This is a genomic window from Cecembia sp., assembly GCF_007126775.1.
GTDB lineage: Bacteria > Bacteroidota > Bacteroidia > Cytophagales > Cyclobacteriaceae > Cecembia.
This window is the reverse complement of the sequence record NZ_SLAP01000140.1, coordinates 1-10,170: the sequence shown is the minus strand read 5'-3', so window position 1 is coordinate 10,170 and position 10,170 is coordinate 1. Positions and strand designations below refer to the sequence as shown.

10 protein-coding genes and 2 tRNA genes are annotated in these 10,170 nt (G+C 39.3%); 9 read left to right on the top strand and 3 right to left on the bottom strand.

Annotation, left to right across the window (positions count from 1 at the left end; all coding sequences use genetic code 11):
• Nucleotides 1–177 precede the first annotated feature (177 nt).
• Both QZT73_RS09485 and QZT73_RS09480 read left to right on the top strand, forming a co-directional pair.
• Nucleotides 178–483: a DUF4286 family protein gene (locus QZT73_RS09485; protein ID WP_291784496.1), complete on the top strand. Its 306-nt coding sequence runs from the start codon at nt 178–180 to the stop codon at nt 481–483.
• Between the two features lie 13 nt (nt 484–496).
• Nucleotides 497–1,111 carry a DNA-3-methyladenine glycosylase I gene (locus tag QZT73_RS09480; protein ID WP_291784494.1) on the top strand — a complete coding sequence of 205 codons (615 nt, stop codon included), beginning with the start codon at nt 497–499 and terminating at the stop codon, nt 1,109–1,111.
• Between the two features lie 31 nt (nt 1,112–1,142).
• Here QZT73_RS09480 and QZT73_RS09475 read toward each other — a convergent pair whose 3' ends face one another.
• On the bottom strand, nt 1,143–1,886 hold the full coding sequence (locus tag QZT73_RS09475) for a hypothetical protein (protein WP_291784492.1): 744 nt from the start codon (nt 1,884–1,886) through the stop codon (nt 1,143–1,145).
• A gap of 53 nt (nt 1,887–1,939) precedes the next feature.
• Between QZT73_RS09475 and QZT73_RS09470 the strand changes: the two genes are divergently transcribed.
• The gene (locus QZT73_RS09470; RefSeq protein WP_291784490.1) at nt 1,940–2,266 is read left to right on the top strand and encodes a Rieske (2Fe-2S) protein; all 327 of its coding nucleotides are present in this window, start codon (nt 1,940–1,942) and stop codon (nt 2,264–2,266) included.
• Here QZT73_RS09470 and QZT73_RS09465 read toward each other — a convergent pair.
• Nucleotides 2,263–2,598 carry a tRNA-binding protein gene (locus QZT73_RS09465; RefSeq protein WP_291784488.1) on the bottom strand — a complete coding sequence of 112 codons (336 nt, stop codon included), beginning with the start codon at nt 2,596–2,598 and terminating at the stop codon, nt 2,263–2,265. The two genes, QZT73_RS09470 and QZT73_RS09465, sit on opposite strands and share 4 nt — an antisense overlap.
• A gap of 74 nt (nt 2,599–2,672) precedes the next feature.
• Between QZT73_RS09465 and QZT73_RS09460 the strand changes: the two genes are divergently transcribed.
• A complete protein-coding gene (locus QZT73_RS09460; RefSeq protein WP_291784486.1) occupies nt 2,673–3,041 on the top strand; it encodes a hypothetical protein in 369 nt (122 codons plus the stop codon).
• Nucleotides 3,042–3,095: 54 nt separating this feature from the next.
• Here QZT73_RS09460 and QZT73_RS09455 read toward each other — a convergent pair whose 3' ends face one another.
• On the bottom strand, nt 3,096–3,641 hold the full coding sequence (locus QZT73_RS09455) for an RNA methyltransferase (RefSeq protein ID WP_291784484.1): 546 nt from the start codon (nt 3,639–3,641) through the stop codon (nt 3,096–3,098).
• 85 nt (nt 3,642–3,726) lie between these two features.
• Here QZT73_RS09455 and mutS point away from each other — a divergent pair, with 85 nt between their 5' ends.
• From mutS to QZT73_RS09430, 5 genes are all read left to right on the top strand, one after another.
• Complete coding sequence (mutS, locus tag QZT73_RS09450) at nt 3,727–6,339, top strand: DNA mismatch repair protein MutS (RefSeq protein WP_291787800.1); 2,613 nt, start codon at nt 3,727–3,729, stop codon at nt 6,337–6,339.
• 55 nt (nt 6,340–6,394) lie between these two features.
• Nucleotides 6,395–7,195: a helix-turn-helix transcriptional regulator gene (locus tag QZT73_RS09445; RefSeq protein ID WP_291777551.1), complete on the top strand. Its 801-nt coding sequence runs from the start codon at nt 6,395–6,397 to the stop codon at nt 7,193–7,195.
• A gap of 141 nt (nt 7,196–7,336) precedes the next feature.
• Nucleotides 7,337–7,409 (top strand) — tRNA-Gly (locus tag QZT73_RS09440).
• Nucleotides 7,410–7,473: 64 nt separating this feature from the next.
• A tRNA-Leu gene (locus QZT73_RS09435) sits at nt 7,474–7,557 on the top strand.
• A 206-nt stretch (nt 7,558–7,763) separates the two neighbouring features.
• Nucleotides 7,764–10,013 (top strand): TonB-dependent receptor, encoded by a 2,250-nt coding sequence (locus QZT73_RS09430; RefSeq protein ID WP_291777549.1) that lies wholly within the window; start codon nt 7,764–7,766, stop codon nt 10,011–10,013.
• Nucleotides 10,014–10,170: the final 157 nt, after the last annotated feature.

Genomic DNA, 10,170 nt, shown 5'->3' with positions numbered 1-10,170 from the left:
GAAGGTTTTTTTCACCCCAGTGTATACGCTCTTTATGAAGTTTCCCTTTGGTTTCTTGTTCTATTTTGTATGACATAATTGAGGACTGTTCCGTTAATTAGACGAATTGTTTAACTACATGAACGTATATTTGTTGATGAGTGAAGTCCACAAATGTAAAAATAAAACCATAATAATATGTTATTGTATAATGTAACCGTCAATATTGAGAAGGACATAGAGGAGGATTGGATCATCTGGATGAAAGGGATTCATATTCCTGATGTTTTGGCTACTGGAATGTTTACTGAGAATAAAATTTATAAAATACTTCATGATACTGAAGATGGAAGTGTCAACTACTCCGTACAGTATTTTGCGGATTCAATGGAAAAGATCATGGAATATCAGAGGAGTTATGCGCCAAAATTACAGCAGGATACCAAAGAAAGGTTTGGTGAAAAGCTGATTACTTTTAGAACTTTATTAGAAATGATAGATTAAAATTCTTGAGCAAATGGGCGAGATACTTGCAGATAATAAATGCCGATGTGGTTGGTGCCTGGCTTTTGAAGAGTATGTGAGGTACCATGATGAGGAATGGGGTTTTCCTGTTTGGGAAGAAAGAAAGCAGTTTGAATTTTTGGTTCTGGAAAGTGCACAGGCAGGATTAAGTTGGGCGACCATATTGAAAAAACGGGGCGGATACAAGAAGGCTTTTGCAGATTTCGATTATAATCTAGTAGCGGAGTTTTCAGAGTTACACATCCAAGAACTTATCAAGGACCAAAACATCGTTAGAAATGAACTTAAAATCAGATCTGCTGTCAATAATGCGCGGCGATTCATTGAGGTTCAGCAAGAGTTTGGTTCATTTTGTACCTACATCTGGGGATTTGTGGATGGGGTTCCCATTCAGAACCAATGGAAAAGTCTGAGCGAAGTTCCTGCAAGGACTCCTGTTTCCGATAAATTGGCCAAGGATATGAAGCAAAGAGGCTTTAAATTTCTAGGCAGCACCATACTTTATGCTCATATGCAGGCCACAGGCATCGTCAATGACCACTTGATCTCATGTTGGCGCTATGAAGAAGTAAAAAATTGGAGTAAAGAAAAAGCTGGGCAAATTTGAAGCTGCCCAGCTATAACTGCCCGAGGTTTTATCATTTGCCTGGCTTATAGGCATCAGCATATTTACTCCATATTTCATAAATTGGGTTTCCAGTGGAACTCATTCCACTATGGTGCCATTCACCTTCCTTGATAGCATAATCAAAGCTCAGACTTGCGCCTACTCTGGAATCATCTCTGGAGAAAAATGTAATATTTTCCGTGTACTTTCCATTCTCTGCAGTATAGGTTCCTCCGCCAGTACCCATGAATTCTTTGGTTTCAGAATTGAAAGCTATCCACTGAAATCTTCCACCGCTCAGTATTTTTACTGTTCTCCTTGGACCTGGGGTTGATCTTGAAATTTCACCATCTGATTTTCGGCCTGTAAATACCCAATTCCTAGTGAGGTCATCCTTTGTATCTCCAATTTTTTCCCAAATTTCCACCAGTGTTTTGCCGTCAATTTCCGCAGAAATAACGAACCTGTTTCCATTTCTATCCAAATTGTAGACGGTGGTGGCCCCTACTTTTTCAGGAATCATTGTAAAGAAATCCAATGTTTCACTGTAGGTATTTCCTTCAAGGTTAAACTCTCCTCCACCAGCCCCAATAAACTTGTTCGACCCCAACTCCTTAGCCCCAAAAGCAAAGTATCCGTCTTGATAAATTTTAATAAACTCCTTATCATTCATTTCTTTACCATCCTGATGGGTCATTTTCCAAGCACCTTCTATGGTTTGTGCATGAATAATACTTGCTAAGAATAGGAGAGGAAGTATGAATATCTTTTTCATAAATGATTTATTGTTTAAGTTTATATATTAAATATATCATATTAAGGTTGTCTATGAAAACGTTTATCCTTGGAAGGACGAAAAAGGAGGTGGAAAGGTTGGTTCCTGAAGGCCAAATAAAAACAGTCAGGCTGGGAAATACCAAAATCTGTATGAGCAGGATAGCAGATAATTACTTTGCATTTGAACAAGCTTGTCCTCATAGAAAAGCGGATTTAGGAAAGGGGACGATTAATAAGTTCAAAGAAGTTATCTGCCCGCTGCACGAGTACCGTTTTGATCTAGAGACTGGAAGATGCAACCAGGCCAACTGTTCTGATCTAAAAATATTCAAAACTGAAATCTCAGAAGAAGGGCTAAAAATTTATATGCCCAACTAAAGTAATTTAGACCCGTTGGGCACACATTTGTCCACAGAAGCCAGAATTATCCCCCCTTCCCCATCTTCAAATCCTGTAACCAAAACCTCAGAAATAAAATTGGCTATTTGTTTTGGCGGAAAATTGCAAACGCATATAACCTGTTTTCCAATTAACTCATCTAGCTGATAGTGGGCAGTAATCTGCGCTGAGGACTTTTTAATGCCCAAAGTGCCTAAATCTATCCAAAGTTTGTAGGCTGGTTTCTTTGCTTTTTCAAAATTTTCCGCCTTCTTAATTGTGCCGATTCTAAGGTCTATTCTTTGAAAATCACAAAAGTCAATCGTTTGCATTGAGAAATATTTTTATTATTTTTGAAACATAGCATTGATTATCGGAGTTAAATTAAACAAAACCTACCTCACAAATGACATCAACTAACAAAAATTCTTTTGAAGGATTGCGCGTTTTCCTATCCGGAACGATAGTTTGTTTTTTGTTGAGTTTCAACTCTTTTGGCCAAAGTGAAAGAGGAATGCAGGATGTTCCAAAAAATACTGATGAATTGGGTCAGTTTGAAAGTCCTGAAAGCAATTCAGTGGAATGGAAACAAGAAAATGCCAAATCCAATTCACTAAAATCCTCCAATACTAAATTCCAATCAGTTGAAAATGCCGTTAGAAGAGAAAATCCGATATATAGGCAGGGAGGAGAAAAAGAAAATAGAAAAGAAGGAATGTCTACTTTATCATTCAATTTATTTCTATATATCGTAGATAAGTTCAAAGAAGATTAAATGCAAATACCAATAAATCCAAAATAAAAAAAGAGATCGCGTGATCTCTTTTTTTTATGTATCCTGATCAATTAAATTTAATTTTACTGTGAAATCCCATAGTGCAATACCCAAACTGACAGAGATATTTAGGGAGTGTTTGGTGCCTAATTGAGGAATTTCCAATGCGAAATCACATGCCTTAATCACTTCCTCTGTAACACCGAAGACCTCATTTCCAAAAACAAGGGCATATTTTTCATTTCTTTTTGGTGAAAATGTATGCAGCGCTAGTGATTGATCGACCTGTTCAAAGGCACAAATTTTAAAACCATCCTTTTTTAGTGATATGAAGGCATCTAAAGTGTGCTCATAGTATTCCCATTCTACTGATTCAGTGGCACCTAGGGCAGTTTTTTGGATTTCCCTATGTGGGGGAGTTCCCGTTATTCCACACAAGCAAATTTTGTCAATCAAAAATGCATCTGAGGTTCTAAATGCCGAACCTACATTATTTAAACTCCTTACATTATCCAGTACAATCACTATAGGGGATTTATCTTTTTTCTTGAACTCCTCCACTGAAAGCCGGTTGAGTTCTTCCATACTTAATTTTTTCATGAGGTTTTGTTTACCTTTTGATATATCTTAATTTCAGGTTTTGAAGCAGATCAAAATTAGCATAAAGATTTAATCCTGGGAGCATATGGCCAAAGCAAAACAAAAGGAGGCAAAAGAAACTCCATTGATGAAACAGTACAATGCCATCAAAGCCAAGCATCCTGGGGCCTTATTGCTTTTTAGGGTAGGTGATTTTTATGAAACATTTGGTGAAGATGCAGTGCTGGCTTCAAAAATCCTTGATATAGTCTTGACAAAAAGGGCAAATGGTGCAGCTTCTCATATTGAGTTGGCCGGATTTCCACACCATTCCTTGGACTCATACTTGCCTAAATTGGTCAGGGCAGGTAATCGGGTGGCCATCTGTGATCAATTAGAAGATCCAAAAGAAGTAAAGGGAATAGTAAAAAGGGGAGTGACGGAGCTGGTTACTCCAGGTCTTTCTTTTAATGACAATGTACTTGACAAAAGGAGAAACAACTACCTCGCATCTCTGCATTATGGAAAGGAGAATATGGGTATCGCCTTTCTGGACCTTTCCACGGGTGAATTTATGTGTGCAGAAGGATCACAGGACTATATTGACAAACTGTTACAAAGTTTTACTCCCTCCGAACTAATTTATTCCAAGGCATCCAAGCAAAAAGTACAGGAAGCACTCAAAGACCAATTTACGACCTTCCATTGTGAAGATTGGGTTTATCAATATGACTATGCTTATGAGAAATTAACTGGCCATTTTGCGACCAAAAATCTGAAGGGTTTTGGTATTGAAAATTTCGAGCTCGGTATTGTTGCAGCCGGGGCCGTACTGTACTATTTGGAAGAAACAGAACATAAAGAGGTCAAACACATTGCAGCAATATCCAGGATTGCAGAAGAGAAGTATGTTTGGTTGGACAAATTCACAATTAAGAACCTGGAGCTGATTTATCCCCAGCAAGACGGAGGAGTGCCATTAATTCAAATCCTTGATCAATCTGTCACCCCTATGGGTTCAAGAATGATGAAAAAATGGATGGTACTGCCTTTGAAAGAAAAGGATTCCATTGAAGAAAGGCTAAAGGTAGTCGCGTATTTCTATGAAAATGCCACATTGAGGGAGGATATTTTTGTACATCTCAAACAAATTGGAGACTTGGAGCGCTTGATTTCAAAGGTGGCTGTTGGAAGAATTAATCCAAGAGAGATGAACCAATTGAAAAAAGCCTTAAAAAGTACGATGCCAATCAGGGATCTGATGCAGTCTTCTGAAAACTCTTCCTTAAAAAAGCTTGCGGATCAAATCAATTCCTGCACTTTCCTATTAGAAAAAATTGACAAAGAGCTCCAAGAAGATGCTCCTATGTTGGTGCATCAGGGAGGGATTATCTGTACGGGTGTGGACGAACAACTTGATGAGTACAGGAATCTTGCCAAATCCGGAAAGGATTATTTGGTGGCCTTGCAGCAACGTGAAATGCAAAAAACAGGAATCAGTTCCTTAAAGGTTGCTTATAATAAGGTATTTGGGTATTATCTTGAGGTTACCCATGTTCACAAGGATAAAGTACCAGAAGAATGGATCAGAAAACAGACTTTGGTCAATGCGGAAAGGTATATTACCCCCGAACTCAAAGAGTACGAAGAAAAAATACTCAATGCCGAGGAAAGGATGATTGGAATAGAGCAGAAGTATTTCCAAGCTTTGGTTCTTGATGCGGCCGGTTATGTAACTCACATCCAGCAAAATGCACGTATTCTTGCATCGGTTGATTGCCTTTTGTCTTTTGCCCATGTGGCCCAAAAAAATAATTACAGTAGGCCAAAAATTTCTGATACTGATGCCCTGGAAATCAAGGATGGAAGACATCCGGTTATTGAAAAACAATTACCGGCAGGAGAGGAGTATGTTCCCAATGATATTTATCTGGACAATGAAAACCAGCAGATCATGATCATTACAGGACCAAATATGGCCGGTAAATCTGCATTGCTCCGGCAGACAGCATTGATTGTACTCATGGCACAAATGGGCAGTTTTGTACCGGCCTCTTACGCAAGAATAGGGATCATAGATAAAGTATTTACCAGAGTAGGAGCTTCCGACAACCTGTCCAAGGGAGAGTCTACATTTATGGTAGAAATGACAGAAACCGCAAGCATATTGAATAACCTTTCTGATAGAAGTTTGGTCCTGATGGATGAGATTGGACGGGGCAACTCAACATATGATGGGATTTCAATTGCATGGTCCATTGTGGAATTCTTGCATAACCATCCCAAGTCCAAGGCAAAAACACTATTTGCCACCCATTACCACGAACTCAATCAGTTGGCGGATGATTTCCCAAAAATCAAAAATTTCAATGTTTCGGTCAAAGAGGTAGGAAACAGGGTAATATTCATGAGGAAGCTAAGAGAAGGAGGAAGTGAGCACAGTTTTGGGATTCATGTGGCGCAAATGGCAGGCATGCCCAATCCTGTGGTGCTCCGTGCGGCGGAAATCATGGGTCACCTTGAAAAAGACAAGGCCATGCATGCTTCCAAAAATAATTTAAAGGACATGCCCAAGAATAATTATCAGTTGAGTCTTTTTGATATGGACCCAAAATTCAAAGAAACGAAAGAGATGATTGCTAAAATTGATATCAATACGATCTCTCCAATTGAGGCTCTGATTAAGTTGAATGAAATAAAAAAGAAACTAGAAGCATAAATTTCCCGTTTTTTATATATTACTGTTTTATTGAATAGGCATAAGGATAGACCCTATGGAAATTAGTTTATTAGAGGAGCTTAAAAAACAGAATAAAATTTCTGATTTTTTTTCTTATTGGAAGGGAAAACGCACCATTGATTATCCTGAAGAGAGAGAATTGATTCGCGATTTAAAGGTCATGAGCCAAAGTTTGGCAATGAAAGAGGGCATTATCATCGGTTGCTTTGATTACAGGGATCTGAGTCTCGCTTTTTTTACAGAAAATATTGAAGAAATTAGTGGACATAAAGCCGAATTCTTCAAAGAAAATGGGATGGCAGGTGTTATTTCTGCACTGCATCCGGAGGATGCCCAAGAGCATGTTTCTTTCAATAATAAAGTGCTTGAAGTATTTAAAGCTGCCAGTCTTGCTGAAAAGAAGACGTTCGAGCTTTCCTATACTTTAAGGTGGTTGCACAAGGAAGACCAAAGGGAGATTTGGTTTTTTACTAAGGCAAAGCCTTATTTAATTGACGACCAGGGGAACTTCATCTATGACCTTCATATTGGCTTTCAGATCAACAATCATGAACACCTTACCGGTTATGATTGGAGTTTTTCCTACACCAAGGAGAACGGAGAAAAAGTGGTTTTTAAAAAACATGATAAAAAACCTAATAATATTCCGCTGACAAAAAAGGAGCTGGAAATTGCGTCCTATATGGTTAAAGGCTTGAATTCTCAGGAAATTGCGGACCGTCTTTTCATTTCAAGAAATACTGTTTTTACACATAGGAAAAGTATAATGAAAAAGCTGAAAGCCAAAAACGTGGCAGAGGTTTTATCTACATTGATGTCTAATGGAATAAATTAACCCTCTGATTTTCAAAAATCAGCAATTTTTTCTTTGTGAGGCCTTAAAAAATATGAAAGTGCGTTTTGCAATATTAGAAAACTGATATACCTTTGCACACACAAAACACGGAGACAGATGGTTGAAGTGGTTTAATGAAAAGCGAGAGTAGCTCAGTTGGTAGAGCACGACCTTGCCAAGGTCGGGGTCGCGAGTTCGAATCTCGTCTCTCGCTCAACTTAAGGCCCTTGAAAAAAGGGCTTTCTTGTTTAGAGAAAAGTACCCTAGTGATAGGGCAAGCCGGGATGGTGGAACTGGTAGACACGCAAGACTTAAAATCTTGTGGCCATTAGGCCGTGCGGGTTCGATTCCCGCTCCTGGTACGAAAACCTCGCAGAAATGCGGGGTTTTTTTATTTTGTACTGTGTTTTTTTCTAAACGGATTGGTTTTTCGCTTTCTGCTCTTATCATTAAATACCTTTAGCTGCTGGTTATTCAGGTGTGAAGTATTTAATCGGTTTGTCCTTTCATCCGAAAATTGGTCTAAACCAGCTATTTTTTTACTAGTTTTCAGTTCAAATTAGAAAACATGAAGTACGTAAGCTTATTTATTTCCCTAATATCCTTTACTATCATTTCAGCACTTGCTCAAACCAAATTGGTCTTTGTGGATCAAAATAGCGGTGAAGCTGTAATTGGGGTTATGGTAAAAGTTCCCGGGCAAGCTAACCGTGTCAGTGATGTGGAGGGGAAGGTAGAACTGGAAATAACGAAGAGCCTTTTTATTTCATTTTCGCATATTGCCTATGAATCAGTGGGAATACAGGTAAGCCCCGGCGAAGAGCGTACTGTTTATCTGATTCCAACTGCCCAGTCCTTGAGTGAAGTAGTGGTTACAGGTTTTGAGTCAGAAAGGCCTTTGGTACATCAAGCGGGGGCCATTTCCAAGGTCCTTGAAAATGAATTGTATCGTTTCAATGAAAACTCCATCCTGAGTGCTTTCAATACCAAAGCTGGCGTACGTATTGAGCAAAGGGCACCGGCGAGCTACAGGATATCCATCAGAGGCAGCTCCTTACGTTCACCATTCGGTGTGCGTAATGTAAAGGTATATTGGAATGATATTCCCTTCACAGCACCGGATGGCACTACTGCACTGAATATTCTGGATTTATCCAATATTCAAAATTCCGAAATTATCAAGGGTCCTGCGGGAAGTATCTATGGAGCTGGCAATGGAGGTGTTATCAGTTTTGAAAGTAGAAAGGAGGTATCCGAAAATAGTTTTTCCACGGAGTATGGTTTTGGCGATTTTGGCCTTCAAAGATTCAGAATTGGTTTGGAACAACAAATAGGCAAAGGGGGAATAAGCGCCTCCTACGTACACCAAAAATCTGATGGCTACAGGGAACACAGCGCCATGGATAGGAAAGTTTTTCAGCTGTCCTTGAATACCAAGCCCTCTGAGAAACAGTTCTTGACTGCCCAAATACTGTATTCGGATTTGAATTATCAGATTCCAGGTGCATTGACAGCGGAACAAGTCGGGGAAGATAGAAGACAGGCACGTCCTGGATCTGTGGCGCAAAATAGTTCAATTGCCCAAAAAACACTTTATGGGACTTTGTCCCATGAGATAAAGTTTCATGATAAAATTAGAAATAATACAGCCCTTTATGTGAATACAACCGAATTTGAAAATCCCTTTATTCTTGATTACAAAAGAGAAACAGCGTTCAGCTATGGTGGTAGGACCAAGTTTACTTATGATGACATTTGGGGGGATTTTCCGGTAAAAATAATCGCAGGTGGAGAATACCAATATGGTAAAACCCTGGCGCAGAATTTTGGCAATAGACAAGGGAATGCGGATACGATACGATTTAGTGATGATCTGATTACTACCCAGGCTTTTTTATTCAGCCAGTTTGAGATAGAATGGACTTCTAAATTGCTGATGACCCTGGGCATGAGCAACAATTACTCCAAGTACAATATCGACCGTCAAATTGATGCCAGTCCCAACAGTCCCATGGCCAATAACAGGAGCTTTGATCCAATTCTTATTCCCAGGATTGCTTTTGTTTACAAGCTGAACCCCTTTTCTGGAATTCATGCCAGTGTAAGTTCAGGCTTCTCACCACCTACTATAGCAGAAGTCAGGACCAATGAGGGCAGTATTAATCTGGATTTGGAGGCAGAAAGGGGGACCAATTATGAGCTTGGGTATCGTGGGAGTTATGGGATTTTCAATATGGACCTAACAGCTTTTTATTTTAACCTCAACGAGACCATCACGACATTTACCAATGATCAGGGAGTTGTACTGTTCCAAAATGCTGGTGCCACGGACCAAAGGGGGTTCGAGGCGAGCATTGATTATGCTGTTTATAAAAATCAATTGGCCACAATTCAGGAGGTCAAGTTGAGCCATGCTTTTACAGGGCATTATTTTAAGTTTTCAGACTATTCTAGTAGGGGGAATGATTTTTCTGGCAACCAACTGACTGGAGTAGCTCCCAATACCTTGGTCAACCTCCTGGATATCCGGAGTAAATTAGGGATTTATCTGAATGTAACCCATCAATATGTGGATGAGATTCCGCTGAACGATGCCAATACTGTTTTTCAGGATGCCTATAATTTACTGGGTTCACGATTGGGATGGCGCAATGTATTGGCCGGGCGTTGGGACTTGGAAGTATATGCGGGTGTAGATAATCTTTTGGATGAAACCTACAGTTTGGGGAATGATTTGAATGCGTTTGCCAATAGGTTTTTTCAGCCTGCTCCGGGGATTAACTGGTACGGGGGAATTAAGCTTGGGTTTAGGTATTAAAAAAAATAGGGATAAAGCCCCTTTCGCTTTATCCCTTATGGTTAGAAAACCGTGAATAAAAAAATTGCTTAATCACCCAGAACAAATTTAGGGTAAAAAAGAAAGCCAAAAAATACCCTGTACAGGGTATTTTTTGGCTTTCTTTTTTACCCTAAAT